Source organism: Spiroplasma endosymbiont of Cantharis nigra (assembly GCF_964019925.1).
Classification (GTDB): Bacteria; Bacillota_I; Bacilli_A; order Mycoplasmatales; family Mycoplasmataceae; genus Spiroplasma_A.
This window is the reverse complement of the sequence record NZ_OZ026470.1, coordinates 637,075-657,424: the sequence shown is the minus strand read 5'-3', so window position 1 is coordinate 657,424 and position 20,350 is coordinate 637,075. Positions and strand designations below refer to the sequence as shown.

At 26.3% G+C, this 20,350-nt stretch carries 19 protein-coding genes and 1 tRNA gene; 17 read left to right on the top strand and 3 right to left on the bottom strand.

Features of this window, described 5'->3' with window-relative positions; genetic code table 4:
• Positions 1-6 precede the first annotated feature (6 nt).
• Genes rnpM through rbfA form a run of 4 tightly spaced genes read left to right on the top strand, consistent with a single transcriptional unit; the run spans position 7 to position 2,804 of the window.
• Positions 7-276 carry an RNase P modulator RnpM gene (rnpM, locus tag AACL04_RS02805; protein WP_339029367.1) on the top strand — a complete coding sequence of 90 codons (270 nt, stop codon included), beginning with the start codon at positions 7-9 and terminating at the stop codon, positions 274-276.
• Complete coding sequence (locus AACL04_RS02800; RefSeq protein ID WP_339029366.1) at positions 267-575, top strand: 50S ribosomal protein L7; 309 nt, start codon at positions 267-269, stop codon at positions 573-575. The genes rnpM and AACL04_RS02800 overlap by 10 nt, the downstream gene beginning before the upstream one ends.
• Positions 576-591: 16 nt before the next feature.
• Positions 592-2,457 (top strand): translation initiation factor IF-2, encoded by a 1,866-nt coding sequence (gene infB, locus AACL04_RS02795; protein WP_339029364.1) that lies wholly within the window; start codon positions 592-594, stop codon positions 2,455-2,457.
• 2 nt (positions 2,458-2,459) lie between these two features.
• Positions 2,460-2,804 carry a 30S ribosome-binding factor RbfA gene (gene rbfA, locus AACL04_RS02790; protein ID WP_339029362.1) on the top strand — a complete coding sequence of 115 codons (345 nt, stop codon included), beginning with the start codon at positions 2,460-2,462 and terminating at the stop codon, positions 2,802-2,804.
• Between the two features lie 33 nt (positions 2,805-2,837).
• Here rbfA and AACL04_RS02785 read toward each other — a convergent pair whose 3' ends face one another.
• Positions 2,838-3,512 carry a hypothetical protein gene (locus AACL04_RS02785; protein WP_339029361.1) on the bottom strand — a complete coding sequence of 225 codons (675 nt, stop codon included), beginning with the start codon at positions 3,510-3,512 and terminating at the stop codon, positions 2,838-2,840.
• Positions 3,513-3,609: 97 nt separating this feature from the next.
• Between AACL04_RS02785 and AACL04_RS02780 the strand changes: the two genes are divergently transcribed.
• The 5 genes from AACL04_RS02780 to AACL04_RS02760 all read left to right on the top strand — a co-directional run bounded on the left by AACL04_RS02780 (position 3,610) and on the right by AACL04_RS02760 (position 13,094).
• Positions 3,610-4,326, top strand: a complete 717-nt coding sequence (locus tag AACL04_RS02780; RefSeq protein WP_339029359.1) for an RsmE family RNA methyltransferase — start codon at positions 3,610-3,612, stop codon at positions 4,324-4,326.
• Positions 4,327-4,328: 2 nt separating this feature from the next.
• Positions 4,329-5,510, top strand: coding sequence for a hypothetical protein (locus tag AACL04_RS02775; protein ID WP_339029357.1), 1,182 nt, complete (start codon positions 4,329-4,331; stop codon positions 5,508-5,510).
• A 1-nt stretch (position 5,511) separates the two neighbouring features.
• Complete coding sequence (locus AACL04_RS02770) at positions 5,512-6,846, top strand: hypothetical protein (RefSeq protein WP_339029355.1); 1,335 nt, start codon at positions 5,512-5,514, stop codon at positions 6,844-6,846.
• Positions 6,847-6,966: 120 nt separating this feature from the next.
• Positions 6,967-9,954 (top strand): lipoprotein, encoded by a 2,988-nt coding sequence (locus tag AACL04_RS02765; protein WP_339029353.1) that lies wholly within the window; start codon positions 6,967-6,969, stop codon positions 9,952-9,954.
• 167 nt (positions 9,955-10,121) lie between these two features.
• Complete coding sequence (locus tag AACL04_RS02760; protein ID WP_339029351.1) at positions 10,122-13,094, top strand: lipoprotein; 2,973 nt, start codon at positions 10,122-10,124, stop codon at positions 13,092-13,094.
• Between the two features lie 113 nt (positions 13,095-13,207).
• Here AACL04_RS02760 and AACL04_RS02755 read toward each other — a convergent pair whose 3' ends face one another.
• On the bottom strand, positions 13,208-13,738 hold the full coding sequence (locus tag AACL04_RS02755) for a hypothetical protein (protein ID WP_339029349.1): 531 nt from the start codon (positions 13,736-13,738) through the stop codon (positions 13,208-13,210).
• Between the two features lie 117 nt (positions 13,739-13,855).
• Here AACL04_RS02755 and truB point away from each other — a divergent pair, with 117 nt between their 5' ends.
• The 8 genes from truB to AACL04_RS02715 all read left to right on the top strand — a co-directional run bounded on the left by truB (position 13,856) and on the right by AACL04_RS02715 (position 19,562).
• Positions 13,856-14,776: a tRNA pseudouridine(55) synthase TruB gene (truB, locus tag AACL04_RS02750; protein ID WP_339029348.1), complete on the top strand. Its 921-nt coding sequence runs from the start codon at positions 13,856-13,858 to the stop codon at positions 14,774-14,776.
• Complete coding sequence (locus tag AACL04_RS02745) at positions 14,769-15,506, top strand: hypothetical protein (protein ID WP_339029346.1); 738 nt, start codon at positions 14,769-14,771, stop codon at positions 15,504-15,506. The genes truB and AACL04_RS02745 overlap by 8 nt, the downstream gene beginning before the upstream one ends.
• 120 nt (positions 15,507-15,626) lie before the next feature.
• Positions 15,627-15,893, top strand: a complete 267-nt coding sequence (rpsO, locus tag AACL04_RS02740) for a 30S ribosomal protein S15 (RefSeq protein WP_339029344.1) — start codon at positions 15,627-15,629, stop codon at positions 15,891-15,893.
• 147 nt (positions 15,894-16,040) lie between these two features.
• Complete coding sequence (locus tag AACL04_RS02735) at positions 16,041-16,718, top strand: hypothetical protein (protein WP_339029342.1); 678 nt, start codon at positions 16,041-16,043, stop codon at positions 16,716-16,718.
• Between the two features lie 195 nt (positions 16,719-16,913).
• The gene (miaA, locus tag AACL04_RS02730) at positions 16,914-17,834 is read left to right on the top strand and encodes a tRNA (adenosine(37)-N6)-dimethylallyltransferase MiaA (RefSeq protein WP_339029340.1); all 921 of its coding nucleotides are present in this window, start codon (positions 16,914-16,916) and stop codon (positions 17,832-17,834) included.
• A gap of 35 nt (positions 17,835-17,869) precedes the next feature.
• Positions 17,870-18,622, top strand: a complete 753-nt coding sequence (locus AACL04_RS02725; RefSeq protein WP_339029338.1) for a hypothetical protein — start codon at positions 17,870-17,872, stop codon at positions 18,620-18,622.
• A gap of 86 nt (positions 18,623-18,708) precedes the next feature.
• Positions 18,709-18,782, top strand: a tRNA-Gly gene (locus AACL04_RS02720).
• Between the two features lie 72 nt (positions 18,783-18,854).
• Complete coding sequence (locus AACL04_RS02715; RefSeq protein ID WP_339029337.1) at positions 18,855-19,562, top strand: DxFTY motif-containing membrane protein; 708 nt, start codon at positions 18,855-18,857, stop codon at positions 19,560-19,562.
• Here the strand turns inward: AACL04_RS02715 and AACL04_RS02710 are convergent.
• Positions 19,559-20,350 carry a phosphotransferase family protein gene (locus AACL04_RS02710; RefSeq protein WP_339029336.1) on the bottom strand — a complete coding sequence of 264 codons (792 nt, stop codon included), beginning with the start codon at positions 20,348-20,350 and terminating at the stop codon, positions 19,559-19,561. The genes AACL04_RS02715 and AACL04_RS02710 overlap by 4 nt on opposite strands.

The window sequence follows — 20,350 nt, the reverse complement described above, 5'->3', positions numbered from 1 at the left end:
TAAAAAATGTCAAAAGATATAAGTCTTAGAAAAGATGCTGCATCTAATAAAATGTATCCAAAAGTTGAATTAATTAGAATTGTTAAAAATAAAACTGGAGAAGTTTTTATTGATAATACAAAGAAGGCTAATGGAAGAGGAGCTTATATAAGACCAACTATAGAAGCACTTGAAAAAGTAAAAAAAACTAAAGCTTTAGAAAGAAATTTAAAGACTAGTTTGGGAAATGAATTCTATGAAAAACTTTTAGAAGAGGTAAAATTAAATTGGGACTAAATATAGATAAATTATTAGGTTCTTTAGGAATGATTTCATCTGCAGGCAAATTAGTTTATGGAGAAAAACTTTTTGATCAAATTAAACTAACAAAAGTAAAAATTGTACTAACAACTTCTGACATGGGAAAAAGTCAATTAAAAAAAATCAATGATAAGGCAAAATTTTATAATATTAAAATTATTAATAATTTATTTGATTCCGAACAATTAAGCAAGGCTATTGGAAGAAAAAATATTAAAAGTATTGGAATTAATGATGATAATTTTGTAAAGTTAATTTTAAAAAACATTGAATAAGAAAGGAGAAGTAGTTATGGCAAAAAATATAAAACAAGAAAATAATAAGAGTCAACAGTCTAAGAATAAATCTAAGGCACATAGTGCAAATATAAAAAATCAACTAAAACAAACAACTGAAACTGGTTTAATTGATGGTATTTTTGTTTATACAGAACCGTTATCAATTGCAGATTTTGCAAAAAAACTAAATAAAGGACCAGCAGAAATTGTAAAGTGGTTTTTTACTAATGGTTCAATGGTAACTCAAAACCAAATTCTCTCAGAAGAACAAATGGGTGAATTATGTATTGAATTTGGCTATGATTTTAAAAAAGAGACTAGTGTTACTAAGGAAAATATATTTGAAACGTTTAATGAAAAAGACGATCCAAAGGACTTAACAGCAAAACCTCCAATAGTAACAATTATGGGTCATGTTGACCATGGTAAAACAACATTATTAGATTCAATTAGAAATGCAAATGTTACAGATGGAGAGTTTGGGGGAATTACTCAACATATTGGTGCTTATCAAACAACAATAAAGTCAAATAAAATTACCTTTATTGATACTCCTGGGCATGAGGCTTTTACAGAGATGCGAGCAAGAGGAAGTGAAGTTACAGATATAGTAATTTTGGTAGTTGCAGCAGATGATGGTGTAATGCCTCAAACTGAAGAGGCGATTGACCATGCAAAAGCAGCTAGTGTTCCAATTATTGTTTTTGTAAATAAAATTGATAAACAAGGTGCAGATCCAAATAAAGTTAAAATGGAATTAATGAATTATGGAATTGTAGCAGAAGAATATGGTGGAGATATTCCATTTATTGAAGGTTCTGCAAAAGGAAAAGTAGGTCTTGATACATTATTAGAGACTATTTTATTAATTTCTGAATTAAGGGATTTAAAGGCGAATGCTAATAAATTTGCAAGAGGAACTGTTATTGAAGCTAAATTAGATAAAAATAGGGGTCCTGTTGCAACAATTTTAGTACAAGATGGTACTTTAAAAATTAGAGATATTATTATTGCTGGAGGAACATTTGGAACTATTAAAGATTTAGAAAATGAAAATAAGGCTAAACTTGTTGAAGTATCTCCAGGTCAACCAGCAGTTATTATTGGTTTAAACGAAGTTCCTAAAGCAGGAGATAAGTTTATTGTTGTTACTGAAGAAAAAATGGCAAGAGATATTGCAAAAGCTCAGTTTGAAAAACAACAAAATGAAGCAAGACAAAAAAGTCAAACATTCACTTTAGATTCAATTAAAAATAAAATTGAATCTGGTGAATTAAAATCAATTAATGTAATTTTAAAAGCTGATACTCAAGGTACAGTTGAAGCTGTTCGAAATTCAATGCTAAAAATTAGTATTGAAGGAGTAAAAATTAATGTAATTCGTGCAACAGTAGGAGCAATATCAGCAAGTGATGTTACTTTGGCTTTAGCATCTGATGCTCTAATTTATGGTTTTAATGTAAGACCAACATCACAAGTTAGACAAAAAGCAGAAGAAGATAGTGTAGAAATAAGATTACACAATATTATCTATAAATTAATTGAAGAAATAGCAGAAGCTGCCACAGGTATGTTAGATCCTGTTTTTGAGGAAAAATCTCTGGGAGAGGCACAAGTAAGACAATTATTTAGACACTCACAAGTTGGAACAATAGCAGGATGTAGAATTATGAGTGGAGTTGTACCACGTTCTTCAAAAGTTCATATTTTAAGAGATGGAATAGTTGTTTATAGTGGAGAAATATCTTCTTTAAAAAATAAAAAAGAAGATATAAAAGAAGCTAAAGAAGGACAAGAATGTGGTATTACAATTAAAAACTTTAATGATTTGAAGGAAAATGATATTATAGAAGCATACAAGGTAGAAGAGGTGAAATAATTATGGCAAATGATATAAAAATTGAAAGAAATCAATCAACTATTCTTAGAGAATTAAACTTAATTTTACAAAGAGAATTTCCAGATAGTGAATACTTAAATTCACTTACAATTCATGAAGTGAGATTGTCAAATGACATGAGTCACGCAAAGATTTTTTATTCATCAATGGATGTTAATTCAAATAAAGATGAAGTAAAGACTGAAATTGAAGAGAATTTAAAGGAAATAAGAATGATTCTTGCAAGTAAAGTTGAAATGAGAAGTGTGCCAGAATTAACATTTGAATTTGATAAAACTTTAGAAAACGCTAATAAAATTGAAAAAATACTAAAAGATATTAAATAGAAAAAACCTGCATAAAATGCAGGTTTTTTCTATTTAATATAGCAATTTTTTAGTTAATATTTGAATTCTATTAGTAGTGAGTGTGAATAAAATAATTGCAAATAGATCAAATACCATAAAACTTAACCATGAGTGAAAAAATTTAAATATACCATATATTTCACCATATTCAATATATGATATTAAATAATTCAAAAATGCTGAGCTTAATGGCCCAAAAATAAATACTAACATTCCTGAGAATATTAGCGATACGCTTCTATTAAAAGAGGCATTCTTACTATAAACTCGAAATACTTTATCGTATATTAATCAAAATAGTGCTACTCAAATTGCTAATCCAATTCCAGATGCTAGCCTAAATAAAGGACTATAACCTCAGATTAGAAATTGCAGTAGACCATCTAACAAACCTATTATCATACCCCAGTATATGCCTACCACTTGGAAGCTTATAGCAATAACAAAGTATTTTAGGACAAAACCTAAATTTATTCCAGTAATATATAATGGAATAATTACATTTATTAAACTAACAGCTGTGGACATACTTAGTAACAAACTGACAAGAGTTATTTTTAGAGTCTCACTCTTAAATCTCGCATGTTTGTTTGACTTATTTAGTTTGCTGAATTCATAGTCAATATCAATTGGTTCCATGGTTTGAATCAATTCTTGATCTTGACTATTATTATCAGTCATCTTCATTGTCAAATTCTCCTTTTAAACAAACAATTTTATAGAATTCAAATAATATTCACCTCAAGAAATATTATATTATAATATATAAAGAATTGGAGTTATTATGCATAGTTTCTTTTTAGATAAAATTATAGGTGATTATTTTGAAATAGTTAATGAGGATCTTCATCATATAAAAAATGTTGTTAGATTAAAAGAAGAAGAACAAATATTTTGTGTTTATCAAAATGAGAAGTATTTGTGTAAAATTTTTCAAATAAGCGAAAAATTTTGCAGAGCTAGAATAATTTCGAAAGAAAAACTAACTAAAAAAAACTATAAGGTAAATTTAATTTTGGGCATTATTAGAGAACAAAAATGAGATTTTATTTTACAAAAAGCTACAGAGCTTGGTGTTGATAATATTATTCCCGTTGAATTTAAAAGAAATGTTGTAAAAATTGATACTAAAAATGAGAAAAAGAAATTAACTCGCTGATATACAATTTGTGAAAGCGCTGCAAAGCAATCAAAAAGAGTTGATATTCCAACAATAAATTCAATTGTTAGAAATTTGAAAGATTTGGAAAACTATAAGGCAGATATTAATTTAGTTTGTTGAGAAGAAGAAACAAATGAGTTTATCAAAAAGGAAATTATTAAGAAATTTAAAACTATTAATATAATTATTGGACCCGAGGGTGGAATTGAACCGCAAGAAGTAAAGCAATTAAATAAAATAGGTTATAAAAGTATTGGTTTGGGAGAAAATATAATGAGAGCTGAAACAGCGTCTCTATTTGTATTAAGTTGTTTAAACTATGAAAAAAGTGGGTGATAATTATGGATAAAATTTCAAGTAAATTAGTAACAGCTGATATTGAACAAATTAATAGACAACTAAAAAAAATTTATATTGATAATAAATTTAAGAAGTTTATTGATAAAAACATTTATTATTTGAAAAGAAAATTAAAAGATATTGTTCAATTAAAGACTCATGGTAGTTTTGCAACGGGAGAACTTTATGATTTTGATAAAGAACTTAATATTGATTTACTAGCAATAAAATATGTAAATAGAAGTATGTATAAAATGTATGAAAAAGAAATTGAAACAAGAGAACATTTTGATGATTGCTGAGTTTGTGAAATTAATAAAGAAATATTTGAACTTGTTACTGACTTTTACAAAGTAGCAAATGATATTAAAGTTAGTTGAATTGAAAAAAAATATAGATGTAATAATCCTAAAAAAATAGTTACTTTTGCTGACGCAATTAAAATTGCTTTTTATAAAGAGGGGAAAATTGGCTTTTCAATAATTATTAGAACATCACTTAGACATAATAATTTCTTACCCATAATTTGTAACAAAACAATGTATAATAGATCATTTACATTAGAATATGTAAAAAGTTTTCGTACACTAAATAAGCTATTAGTAAAAAAATTACAAATTCTTTTTTATTATGTAAGAATAAAATTTAGAAGTTCATTAACTAAACAAGAGCGCTTATTTTTAAAAATAAGTATTATGTCTGAAATACAATATGATTTAACTAAAAACATTTACTTACAAAGGTGATTAGATTTTGCTTTTGATTATAATTTTTCAAGTAAAAAAGAGGTAGATAATGTTTTGGAATCAAAGTATATTTTTTATAAAAGAAGCAAAAAAATTGCAAAAATTTATAATTCGTTTAAATTAAAAAGTCTAAGTTGAGTTTTTCATATGACATATCCAAGCCTTCAAGGTTTTCTAGAAAAATACTTTGAATATATTAATAAATTTTTACAAAATAAGGAAAGGAATATTAGTGGTAATTTTTTCTTTTGATATGACTCTGTTACTTATTTAAAAAATACTAAAGGTTCCACAACTATTTCCATAAAAAAGGAAAGTCAGAAATATGATAATTTAGATTTACAAATTCATTCAAGAACAATTTATCCAACAAATAAGGAGAATGGTCTATTTTTAATTTTTTTACAGTACTTTACTTTTGAAATAGAAAGAGATTAATATGAAATTAAATAAAGATATATGAAAATTTAATAAAACAGTAAAAATATTAACCCTAGAAGAGCAAGCAGTTACTACTAAGATAAACTCTTATTTTAATGAATTAAGACAACTTTTTTTAAATGAAAAAATTCATTTAAAAAAAGTTGGTGATTTTGCTTATCATTCATATATGAAAATAAATAATGTAATTAATCTTGAACTTTGTGCAGTTAAATATATAAGTGCTTCCTTAATTAAAATATCAGATTTAAGTGAAACAATATTAAGAGTTTCAAAGACATATAAAGTTATTCCTGAAATCCATACAGATAAAAATTATATAAATCTAGTTTTTAATTATAAAAATGTAAAAATAAATTTTAGAATTGTTTCTGTAATTGCCAACATAGTAAAAAATGAGTCTATATATTGGGTAAACCGTAATGGGATAAAAGAAAATGATATAGTTTTAAAACTGACAAAGGACTTTAAAGAAGTTAATAAATTAAGTTCAGGGTTATTAGTTAATTTAAAAAGACTTATAAACTATACAATGAAAAATGAGTTTAATTATTCATATGATGCTGATTACTATCTATTAAGATGATTTAATGAATATGTTTCAAGATCATTAGAGTCATTTATTTATGAACGATATATAAAAAGAGAGTTAGAAATGAATATCGATCAATTTATGAAAACCGAAAATCTAAGAAAATGAATAAAAAGAAACATTAGTTTTTTTGATTTAACTAACTTTATTTTTATAAAATTAGACTCAATAAATACTTATTACTTTAATCAATTTAATTTTAAAAATGAAGATATTTTTGAAGGTATTTCTCGATATTCAGTAAATACTAACTCTTATTTTAAATTACCTGTTGATTATTTAGCATCTGTTAAGATATTTGATACTGATTTGATAGAACATAAGACATATATTCAAAACAATTTATCGAATGAAAATCGAGTTTCAAATACCTCATGAGAGAAATTTAAAAATTATAGACATAGATATATAGTTTCTCCCGTTATTCAAAGCGGTGTATCAAATTACGCTATGTTTCAAAAGTGATTAACATTAAAATCAAATGAATTATATGGTCATTTAAACTCAGACTTAAAAAGTGAAATTAAATCTACAAAACAAAGAGAAGCAATGTCAGAACTTAATGATATTGCCAATCAATGACTTACAAAATATAATACGAAATTAAAATATCTTCAACCTTATTTTGATAGAAAATATCCTTTTTATTCAAATTATCAAATAGAACAGTTAGTTTCTTTAATAATTGAGTCTATTAATAAGATAGATGAAGAACAATGAACAATAAAAAACGATAATTAGCTCTAAAATCCTTTTAGATTTCACATTTTTACTAAAATATTTTTATATCTTAAATGTTCCTAGTTATGACCTCGTTATTTTATATAATTAAATTAATCATATAAAAAGGATGGACAATCTATGAAAAAATTATTAAATTTATTAGCGACTGTAACTTTAGCAGTTTCAGCAGGATCTTCTGTTGTGGCTTGTACAAGTATATTAGATAAAGATGATGTTGATTATGAAACTGGTGCAAAGTGAAAAGGCAATGGTGCTATTAAGCAAGAAGTTTCTAAATTAAAGGAAAATAACATTAAAAAACAAATATCTAAAGATTTGTTGACAAAAAATACAAGTAGTAAAAGTTCAACTTATGCTACTATTGGAGAAAATGATAGATCTTCTTTAGCAAATAAAGATATTTTAACAGTTAATGATGGTGAGTTTGTATTTTCACCTTATGCAGATATGGGAATTGTTGAAGATACAGCAGAGTACTTAATGAAAGAAAAAGGAAAAAGTCAGGCAACTAGAGATGCTGCAGAAAAGGGTTTAATAAACAATGTTGTTTATAATGACTTAGGACAAATTGCTGAAGATTCAACAGTTATAACTAATGAGTCAGAAGTAACATTAGGATTTATGCAAAATGCAGCAGATACAGGAGAATTAGTTCCAATGTGAAATGCTGGACCTTCAAAAGGTGATGGAAAAGGTATTTTAGCAGAAGAAGGAAAAGAAACTGAATATGCTCAATGATTTAATGATAGATACAGAAATTGAACTGGACAAGATATAAAAGGTAATGAAAAAATAAAAGGAAAAGGTGGACAATTAAATCCAGAAAATGTAAGGATTTCATTTGGACCTTTTGCAAATTCATTATGACACACAGCGTGACAAAATAATAAGACACCAGAAGAGTTAGCACAAGTTATTAAAGCTGTTGGAGATAGATACAATACTAAAAAATTTGATTTCTATTTTGCAGCACCATATTTATCAGCTAGAGGAGATTATGCTGATTCACAAAAATTACTAGCAAGTGCATTAAAAATATTAATTGAAAGTGATTCAACTTATGATTTTCAATTATCACTTGTAATGTCAACAAAAGATGGAGTTGCATTAGCTCCTGGTTTTGGAGAACATGGTCAAGTAAACTTAAATTTAATAGGTGATGAGATATATCCACTATATAATTTTACAAAATATTTAGGAATGAACTTTAGATTAAATTTAGTTACAGGTTACTTAACTGTACCAAATGATGTTAACACTGACAGTGATTGAGAACTAGAAACTGTTAAAAGTGGAGCTTTACAATCAGCACAAAATTGAAATAAATTAAATAAAATTATAAATGGTGTATCAAAAGATATAAATTTTGTAAATAAAAGAATAAAAATAACTCCTTGAATTGGAAGAAGAGCTGAAGCAGCAGCATATAACTTTACACCTAAAAATGCAGCAGATTTAAGAGTTTGAGCAAAAGAACAAAACTTTGGTGGTTTAGGAATGTTTTATATTTCAAGAGATGTACCAAGTGAATTTGTAGACAATGGGTCAACAGGTCCTGCACAAGCTGACAGAAATGCATTAGATCAAAATATTAGATCAGGTTCAGGATTTGAACAATTTACATATGCAAAAGCTTTAAATGGAACAATTTCAGGTGAAACAGTACCTTTAATTGAAGCAAAAGATAAAGATGGAATCAAAACTATTGGTGGAATTGATTATCATGAAGATATTCTAGCAAATACATCTTTAGATAATTTAGAAATTGGTGGTAGTTGAGAAGGACCTTCATGAGAAGGTGGAGGGGGAACAAACCCTGGACCTGGAACAGGTGGAGGAAATGGTGGAGAAGTTATTTCTCCTCCAACTGGACCTGGAAAAAGTCTTTATACAAAATGAAGTGATGCTAATCCAAATAGAACTTCTTCAATTACTAAAAAAACAAAATCTAACAGTTTTACTTATTTTTCTCCATATTTAGATGCTGGGTTATATGAAGGAAATAATATGCAAAATATTACTTCTAGTGTTAATGGATTTGATCACTTAACATTAGCATTTGTACAACAAGTTAATAATCATGGTGATTACTTAGATTTATCAATTGCAGGTAGTGAAACAGGTACTGAAGGCTTTGAATGATGAGAAAACAGTCAATTCTGAGGTAAAATTCTAGAGCCAATGGCAAAACAAAATAAATTTGAAAATATTAAAGTAGCTTATGGTGGAGCAACTACAGGAGGATTTACAGATAAAAATCCTTGAACTTTAGCAAATACATTATTTGGTAAAAATACACCAACAGCAAAAGAAGAACTTAAAAAATCTTTAATTGAGTATCAAGATTCATTAGTTAAATTAGCTAATAAAAATGGTTATAAAGATGTTAAAATGCCAAAAGCAATTGACTTTGATATTGAAGGACATGCTCAAGAATTAGATGATGATAATAGATTATTGGCAGCAACAATTGCTGAAATGAAAAAAGAAGATAAGGATTGAGACTTCTCATTAACTTTACCAGTATTGCCAACTGGTTTAACTTCTGTTGGTTATCGTGTAATGAATATATTTGTTGAGGAATTTAAAAAGGCTGGATTAAATGAAAAAGATTTACCAGTTGTTAACTTAATGTTAATGGATTATGGTGATCCAATTTATGTACAAGCAATCAAAGATGGATTAACTAACTTTGATTTAGCAAAACAAGCAGTAAATGCTACAAAAAATAACTTAGCAACTTCAATTGAAAGTAATTATGGAAAAGTTTCAATTGGTAATGATGGTCTTTATAAATTAATTGGTGCAACTCCAATGATTGGTGTTAATGATACAGTTTGAGGTGTATTTACTGAAGAAGATGCAAAAGAATTGTATAATTGAAGCCATAATGTTGGTTTAGGATATATTGGAATGTGATCAATGAATGATGATAGAGGTTTAGATGTGCATACTAATAAACCAATAAATAAAAGTTTATTAACTCATGGTTTAGCTTATTTAGAAGAATATGACTTTGCTAGAGCATTTGCAGGGGATTGAACAAGTTCAATAAAAAATCCAAAACCAGAACATAAAATAGCTAGAAATAAGTATAAATTCTAGTTTAGAATTCAAAAAAACTCTTTTAAAAGAGTTTTTTTTCAATTTATAATGCCAATTATTTCTATAAAAATATTTTTAAAATATAAAATCATTTTTTAAAAATAAATGTTTTTTAGATATAATAAAAATATTAGTAATAATTTATACTAAATAGATAAGGGTAAAATATGAAAAAATTATTAAATTTATTAGCAAGTACAAGTTTAGTTGTATCTGCTGGTGGTTCAGTTGTAGCTTGTGGAAAAGTAATTGATGCAAAAGACAAAACATTTCAAACAGGTGAACAATGAAAAGGTAATGGAAACATAAATAGTGAAATTAATAGTATAAAAGAAAATAGTGTTAAAAAGCAAATATCAAAAGACTTATTAACAAAAAATACAAATAAAAATAGTTCAAATTATGGAGTTATTAAAGAAGGAGAAAGATCTTCTTTAGCAGGTGTTGAAAAATTAGCAGTTAATGATGGTGAGTTTGTATTTTCACCTTATGCAGATATGGGAATTGTTGAAGATACAGCAGAATACTTGATGAAAGATAAAGGAAAAAGTCAAGGTACAAGAGATGAAGCAGAAAAAAGTTTAAATGGAAAAAATATCATTTATAATGACTTAGGTGAAATAGCTGGTAAAGAAAATGTTATTACACAAAATTCAGAAGTAACATTAGGATTTATGCAAAATGCAGCAGATACTGGTGATTTAGTTCCAATGTGAAATGCTGGGCCTGCAAAAGGTGATGGACAAGGTATTTTAGCTAAAGAAGGTGAAGAAACTGAATATGCTAAATGATTTAATGATAGATATAGAGATTGAACAAAAAAAAGTTCTAAAACTAAAATAACAAGTCACGAAAATGGCGGACATTTAAATCCAGAAAATGTAAGAATTTCATTTGGACCTTTTGCCAATTCTTTATGACATACTGCATGACAAAATAATAAGACTCCTGAAGAATTAGCAGAAGTTATTAAAGCAGTTGGGGATAAATATAGCACTAAAAAATTTGATTTCTATTTTGCAGCACCATATTTATCAGCTAGAGGAGATTATGCTGATTCTCAAAAATTACTAGCCAGTGCTTTAAAAATATTAATTGAAAGTGATCCAACTTATGATTTCCAATTATCACTTGTAATGTCAACAGAATATGGAGTTGCATTAGCTGAGGGATTTGGTCAAGAGGGACTTAATAATTTAAATTTATTAGGTGATGAAATTTATCCTTTGTATAACTTTACAAAATATTTGGGTATTAATTTTAGATTAAATTTAGTTACAGGTTATTTGACTGTACCCAATGATGTTAATACTAATGATGATTGAGAATTAAAACAAATTCAAGATGGAGCTGAACAAACAGCTAAAAACTGAGCGAAAATAAATGAAGTGGCAAATGATGATATAAAATATCTAAGTTACATGAAAAAAAGAATTAAAATCACTCCTTGAATTGGAAGAAGAGCTGAAGCTGCTGCTTATAACTTTACTCCAAAAGATGCAGTCCAATTAAGAACTTGAGCTGTTAAAGAGGGATTTGGTGGTTTAGGAATGTTCTATATCTCAAGAGATGTACCAAGTCATTTTCAAGATAATGGATTAACAGGTGCAGCTCAAGCTGACCAAAATGCATTAGATCAAAACATTAGATCTGGTTCAGGTTTCAAACAATTTACATATGCAGAAGCATTAAATGGAACTTTATTAGAAAATGATATTCCAAAGGAAATTACAGATAAAGATGAAGTTATTAGTCAATTAAAGGCTATTGATTATAAAAATGATATTCAAGCAAATAAAGCATTAGACAATTTAGAAAACCCTGGTAATTGAGAAGGACCTTCATGAGAAGGTGGAGGGGGAACAAACCCTGGACCTGGAGCAGGAACTGGTGGTGGAGAAGTAATTATGCCTCCAACTGGACAAGGTAAGAGTCTTTATACAAAATGAAGTGAAGCAAATCCAAATAGAAAATCTTCAATTACTAAAAAAGCAAAAGCAAATAAATCAACATATTTCTCACCTTATTTAGATGCTGGGTTATATGAAGGAAATAATATGAAAAATATTATTTCCAGTGTTAATGGAATGGATCACTTAACACTAGCATTTGTACAACAAGTTAATAATCATGGAGATAAATTAGACTTGTCAATTGCAGGTAGTGAAACAGGTACTGAAGGTTATGAATGATGAGAAAGCAGTCAATTCTGAGAAAAGATTTTAAAACCTATGGCAGAACAAAATAAATTTGAAAATATTAAAGTAGCTTATGGTGGAGCAACTACAGGAGGATTTACAGAAAAAAATCCTTGAACTTTAGCAAATAAATTAAATCCTAATAATTCTCAAAAAGCAAAAAATGACCTTAAAGAAACTTTAATTGGATATCAAGAATCATTGGTAAAATTAGCTTATAAAAAAGGTAAAAACGTTAAAATGCCAAAAGCAATTGACTTTGATATTGAGGGACATGCTCAAGAATTAGATGATGATAATAGATTATTGGCAGCAACAATTGCTGAAATGAAAAAAGAAGATAAGGATTGAGATTTCTCATTAACTTTACCAGTATTGCCAACTGGTTTAACTTCTGTTGGTTATCGTGTAATGAATATATTTGTTGAGGAATTTAAAAAAGCTGGATTAAGTGAAAAAGATTTACCAGTTGTTAACTTAATGTTAATGGATTATGGTGATCCAATTTATGTACAGGCAATTAAAGATGGATTAACTAACTTTGATTTAGCAAGACAAGCAGTAAATGCTACAAAAAATAACTTAGCAACTTCAATTGAAAGTAATTATGGAAAAGTTTCAATTGGTAATGATGGTCTTTATAAATTAATTGGTGCAACACCAATGATTGGTGTTAATGATACAGTTTGAGGTGTTTTTACTGAAGAAGATGCAAAAGAATTGTATAATTGAAGCCATAATGTTGGTTTAGGATATATTGGAATGTGATCAATGAATGATGATAGAGGTTTAGATGTGCATACGAATAAACCAATAAATAAAAGTTTATTAACTCATGGTTTAGCTTATTTAGAAGAATATGACTTTGCTAGAGCCTTTGCAGGGGATTGAACAAGTTCATTAAAAAATCCAAAACCTGAGTATAGAAAAATTAAAGGATAGTCATATTTTCTTTAAAAGATAACTTAAATATCCCTTTTTTCAAAAGGGTTTTTTAAGTTATAAGTAATAAAAAAGTTGTATTAAATAAATACAACTTTTTTATTACTTATAAATTATCACTTGTCAGTTCCACCATTATGGTCTTTTAACATTTGTGCACGTTTTCTGATATAATCTTTTTCAACTTGACCAATATTATTATAAACATCTCTACTTGCTTTAATTCTTAGTTTTTTTAATTCTTCATCACAATAAACTCATGTAAGTCAAACAATATGAAAATGTCTTAAATATTTAATTTCACTTTCATCATACATTTCATAACTTAAAGCTTGTGCTTCTTTTTGAGCAAAATCCACTCATTTTTGTGGATTAATATTTTCACTGAATACCTCTTTTGCTAGTCTTTGAAAAGAAAGCGCTTTTTTTACAATTACTTCTTCAAGTGATTGTAGTGTATTTGAAATTTCTTCTATTATTGCTTGATCGAATTCTTCAAATGAATTAAAGTGATGCTTTAATAAATAAAACATTTTTGTATTGAGATTACTTACAGGGTTACCTGAACTATTCAAATGTTCCTTTTCAGAAATAATCTTAAATTCATTTTCAATATTTTTATAAAAATCTGATTTTCTACGCATAATAATCACCTAAATTCTTTAACTTAGTATATTATAACATATTTTTAGAAATAATTTTTATAGCAATAATGGGTTATGTGTAATAATAAATATAGGAAATGTTTTGGAGGAAATAAAATGGATGGCAAATCAGGAGTACTTTTAGTACGTAAACCAGAAGGAATTACTTCAAATGATTTAATTCAAAATATTAAGCGAAAATTTAATATTAAAAAAATTGGTCACGCTGGAACTTTGGACCCTCTAGCAACAGGATTGATGGTAATTTTAATCAATCAAGCAACAAAAATATCAAACTATATTTTAAGTAGTGATAAAAGTTATATTGTAACCATGAAACTGTTTATACATACTGATTCACAAGATATTACAGGAAAAGTAGTACAAGAAGAGGGCTATAAAAAAATTTCAAAATCACTAGTAAAAGAAGTGGTTAATAAATATAATGGCTATATTTATGACCAGTATCCACCAATATATTCAGCAGTTAAAGTTGATGGTAAAAAACTATATGAATATGCAAGAAAACAACAAGAAGTTGAAATTAAACCAAAAAAGGTTACTATTAAAAGTTGTGAATTAATAGAATTTAATCAAAAATTGGGAACAATTAAATTAAATGTTAGATGTAGTAAAGGCACATATATTAGAAGTTTAGTTACTGATTTTGCAAAAGATTTACAAACAATTGCTACGGTTTCTCAATTAGAACGAACATCTTCTGGAGGTTTAAATTTAAGTGAGGCCAAGACAATTGAGCAAATAGAGCAAAAAGATTTAATGTCAATGTATGATGCTTTAATGAAAAATGAACATACATTAATTGAGTATCATAGAATTAGAGATATTAAACAAGGTAAGGCAATTAGTTTAAGTGGCATTAACTACCCAATAATTTTTATTATTAATGATTTAAAAGAGGTAATTGCAATTTATAAGCACATTGCACATGATCTTTATAAATGTCAAAGAGGATTATGAGATGAGGTTCCATTGGATCAATTAACTGAAGCTGAAAGAAATGGTTATTATGATTAAATATCAAACCTTTCTTAAAAATAATGAAAATTTCAACTTGGAGCAAAAAGGAAATGTTATTTGTATTGGTTTTTTTGATGGTATTCACAAAATGCATAAAGCAATTTTTTCTGAAGCAAAAAGAATTGCAAAAGAAAAAAATTTTGTTTGATCTATAATCACTTTTTCAGAAAAAGTTTCAGATTTTTTAAAAGGAATAAAAAACACTTTACAGTCAAAAAATAATAAGTATGAAAATATTGAAAAGAATTATAAACCTGATTATATATTTGAGATAGAAGTTAATAATGAAACTATCAAATTAAATCCTAATGAATTTTGTTTATTTTTAAAAGAGAAACTAAATGTTAAAAAAATAGTTATAGGCGATGATTTTAGATTTGCTTATAAAGGTCAGGGAAATATTTCTCATTTGCAGGATTTTTTTGGAGTTGAAAATATTATAGTTTTTAAAAGAATTCTAAATATTTCAACTTCACTTTTAAAGAGTAATTTGGCAAAAGGAGAAATTAGTGAGGTTAATAAAATAATTGATGGTAACTTTTCAGCTAGATTTAAAAGAAATAGGGAAAATAGTTTTTTGATGGAAGACTATAATATAAACATAGCAAATGGAAAATATTTGGTTCTAATTGAGGGCAAAACTCTGCAAATAGAATTAGAAAACAATATTATTAAATTAAAATGCAAAAAGGAATTATTAGATATTGAATTTTTAAAAAAAGTATAAAAAAGGCTTTATTTTTGATATACTTTTTAAGTATTGATGTTTTGTCTTTGATTTGATTTACCCTAAATCTTTTCTATGATAAAACAATTTTCAATCAAGGATTAATAGGGGGTTATAGACATGGTTTCTAAAACACAAATTGAAAATATTGTTAAAGAATTCGGAGTTAATGCAAATGATACAGGTAGAGCTGAAGTTCAAATTGCTATTTTAACTCAAGATATTCAAAATTTAACAGAGCACTTGAATATACATAAAAAAGATATTACTTCAAGAAGAAGTTTATTAAAAAAAGTAGCTCAAAGAAGACATTTGTTAAACTTTTTGTTTAAAAAAGATGTTGAAAGATATAAGACAATTATTGAAAAATTAAAAATAAGAAAATAGTGTAGTAATTATATTATTTTTTTATCTATTATTATTTGAGTAGAATAGTTTTAAAAAATAATGTATAATTAAATCATATTTTGATAATAAAAATATAATTTTTATTATCAAAATTTAGTATTTTTATTAGAAAGACGGTGTTACTATATGGCAACTGCAAAATCAACAACAGGAAAAAGTACAAGTGCTAAAAAAGCAACAAGTGCTAAAAAAGTAGCAGTAAAAAAATCAACAACTGCTAAAAAATCAACTACTAAATCATTAATTGCAAAAAGCACAACTGCAAAAAAACCTAAAACAACAGCTGTTAAAAGAGCTGCTTCAAATAAAATGAGACCTGAACATATTCAAACAAGAAAAAAAGTTTCAGATCCAAAACCAGAGAAAATTATAAATAAAGACATCAAATTAACTGATGGACAACAAAAATTTATTTGAGAGAAATCAGATCCAGTTTCAGCAACAAATTCATCTATTTATAGACAAGATATAGCTGGAGCAATTATTAAAGTTAGCGAATATGGACAAGCATCAGAATTCGGTTGAGTTTATTGTTTAATTGATCAAGATGGTGAAAGAGATGATGTAAATAACGTTGTTGCTTTACATTGATTAAATGCAAAAGTTAAACGTAAATTAGACGAAAATTGAGTAGCTGTAGTTACTGGTGGAAGAGATATTTCAGGTCTTTTTAATCAGAAAAAAGAAGTAAAAATTGCTGGTAATCAACTAGGAAAAACAAGAAAAACTGTTTTATTCCAACCTTCAATAGTTGAACCAAGAAAAGTAAACATTAAAATTAGATCAGCAGTAACAAAAAAATAATAAAAAAACCTTATTTATGTAAGGTTTTTTTATTATATAATTATTATGTCCTTAGGGACGCCAAGAATATTTGTTATTCTTTATGTTTGCGTGAGATATTAAAGACCGCTCAATAAATAAGTATTTCCTTTCTCATGCATTTGATAGCGGGTGGGAATATTTTTTTTTGTCAATTTTTGAAAGGTAGTAATAATTATGAATAAAATAATAGTTATAGTTGGACCAACAGCAAGTGGGAAAACAGACCTATCAATTAAAATTGCAAAGGAATTTAATGGAGAATGTATTAATGCAGACTCTACTCAAATTTTTAAAGGAACAGATATAGCAACAAATAAAATAACAACTCAAGAAATGCAAGGGATTAAACATCATTTACTTTCTATAAAAGAAGTTAATGAAAGCTACTCAGTAGCAGAATTTCAAAAGCATGCAAGAGAAAAAATTGCAAAAGTATTGGAGAATGAAAAAACTCCTATACTTATTGGTGGAACAGGACTTTATATTAATTCGGTTTTAATGGATTATAACTTTAGCAGTGATGATCATATTGATAATTATGCAAAAAAATATGATACAAAATCAAATCAAGAGATTTGAGAAGTTTTAAATTTAAAAGATAGTTTAGAGGCCAAAAAAATTCATATGAATAATAGATATAGATTAATTAGAGCTTTGGAACTTATTCAACTAACAGGAATAACAAAAACTAAACTAACAAAGGACAATAAAAAGTATCTTTATAATAATTTATTAATTATTGGAATATCTGCCAAAAGAGAGGAATTATATAGTAAAATAAACAATAGGGTACTTAGCTTAATAGAAAAGGGTTTGTTTGAAGAAATACAATTGGCTTATAAGGCTAATAATTTTGACAAAAAAGCCCAATCTTTAAAATGTATTGGAGGTCCAGAAATCATAAAATATTTTGAAAAAGAAATAGATTATGAAAAATGTATCGAACTGATGCAACAAAATAATAGGCATTATGCAAGAAGGCAGTTAACTTGATTCAAAAATCAATTAAATAACGTTAAATGATTTGAACATGATTATAAAAATTTTGAAGACATATCTAATGAAATTATTGAATATATCAGATCAAATCTTTAACTTAAAAATTGAATAACAAGTTAGGAGACTTAATAATGTTGTCTGTTTACGAAAGAGTAGAGAACTTAATTAAGGACAATAAAAATACTACTTTTAAATTAATTGGAAAACAAATTCTAGCAGATTGATCTGTTGGAATCTTTAAAAGTCAAAGTGAAATTAGCAAAATGTGTTTTGTTTCTTTAGCTACGGCTACACAATTTGCAAAGGCTTGCTATTGTGAAGGATATAAAGAATTATCAATTAGATTAAAAGTAGAATATGAAAATGTTATGCAAAATAAAATAAGAGCAGATCAACCTAATGAAGCTGATATGACAGGAATGAGAGCTGTCATAAACAACTGAGTTACTGAAAATGATGGTTTCTTATATGACTTAGCTAGTAAAATAAATGAAAGAAGGAAAGTATGAATATGTCCATCATATCAATCGATGTATTCAGCTAAATTTTTAGAGGATGTTTTAACCAATGTTGGAATTCAAACCAAAATAATTGACATCTCTATAAATTTAGAAGTTGGGAAACACTTAGAGTTTCATAATGAATTAGTTGTTATTCTTTTAACTGGGAGAGATACTGATACTACAGTAATTGCTTTAGAGTATTTAATAAAAGCCAAAAATGAAATTTTTATTATAACTACTCCAAGTAATATATCAGAGCTACCTGAGATTAAAGAACAAAAACATATGTTAATTAACTTTCAAGATAATAATTTCTTTTATAAGTATAGATGTTATGCATTAATTTCATTGTTCTTTTCATTAAGTGAAAAAATAAGTTAAAAATATAAAATCTTAAAGTATAAAAAATATTTTAAAAGTATTGACATCTGCGTAGTAATTATATATATTTATTAATGTGATTATACGCGGGTGTAGTTTAATGGTAGAACTTCAGCCTTCCAAGCTGACTGTGAGGGTTCGATTCCCTTCACCCGCTCCATTATGAAAATTCAAATCCCTTAAGGGATTTTTTTATTTTGTATTTATAATAAGTATTAAAGGAGAAGTTCTAATGTTAAATAATCAAATTAAAAACTTTAATGAATCAAGAACTCCATTTTTTAAGAGTTTACTTTTTTTAATTATAGAATCAATAATTCCTGGTTTAACTATTTGATTTTGTGTTGGATTTGACTTTAATTTTTCTCTTACAAGTAAATTGCCATATCCAAATGTAGGTTATGTTTCACTAATTTGTACTGTGTACTTTTTATACAGTTTTTTGATAACATATTTATTTTATAAGTTTAAATTTCATGAAGCCGATATGTTTACTTTTAGTTCCTTAATTACTTTGATCTTAATTATATTAATTTTATTTGGTAGTTTTATGAATACTTCAGGTATTTGAATATTTGTTAGATTTATTGCTATAGTTGCCTTTGTTATAATAGCAACTCCATTTTTTGTTTTTATAAGTGTTTTATTTAGAAATAAGGAAAACAAAAAAATAGAGGATTATGAAAGAGCGCTAGAGGCTTATAAAAATGGCGAGATTATACCGAGTAATAAATTATTAAGAGCTCAAAGATATCAAAGTTATTTAATTAAAAAACAAAATAAGATAGAAGAATTAAAGAATTTTAAAATAGAATTAGATGAAAAAATAACAAAAGAACTACAAGAACAAGAGTTAAAAAGAAATCTTAAAATGAAAAAAATAATAGATAAATTGGATCAAAAAGAAGAAAAGCAAAGACAAAAAAAACAGAAAGATTAGTATATCTTTCTGTTTTTTAATCTTTCTAATTTATGATCAAAAATATCTTTAAAAATATTTTGTTTCTCTTTTTCAAACATAAAATTCGATCATAATGTTCATAAAAGGTCTTGGTATTTAATCATTAAATTTAAAGTTTCAATTTCATTAATATTTACTAATTTTTCTTCAATACATTTCTTTATAAAGTAGTTAATTAGTTCTTCATCATCATTTAAAGTTTCACTGATAAAACTTGCTATATCAAAGAACTTGTTATTTAAGGAAATATAGTCGTAATCAATTAAAATCATCTCATTTTTATTTATTAAAATATTTCCAGGCACTAAGTCATTATGACTTAAAACCAATTTTAACTTATCAAATTTATCAATATAGTTATTTATTTCCTTCAAATAAGGTTCAAAATTAGTTAATGGATTATCAATGTTATTTTTAAAAATTTTTAAAAATTTTTGATAATTAAATTTATTTATTTTAAATTCTTTTGAGTTAAGCTTATGAAGTTTTTTTATTAAATTAGTTACATTATTAATTATTTCCTTAGTTATTTTAATATTTTTAAGGGTTTGATAATTACTTAAAAATTTATATTCTGAAAATAATTTATTATCTTTTCAATAGAACTTTAACGGAGTTAATAATACATCTTGCTCAGTTTTAATTAATTGTTGCAAAAAATTATATTCATTTTTTTTATCTAGATAAATATCATGAAAAGGTATTGACTCTTTTTTCAAAATATCATTTTCTAGGGTTACTTTGTTTGTATAACCATTAAATTTCAT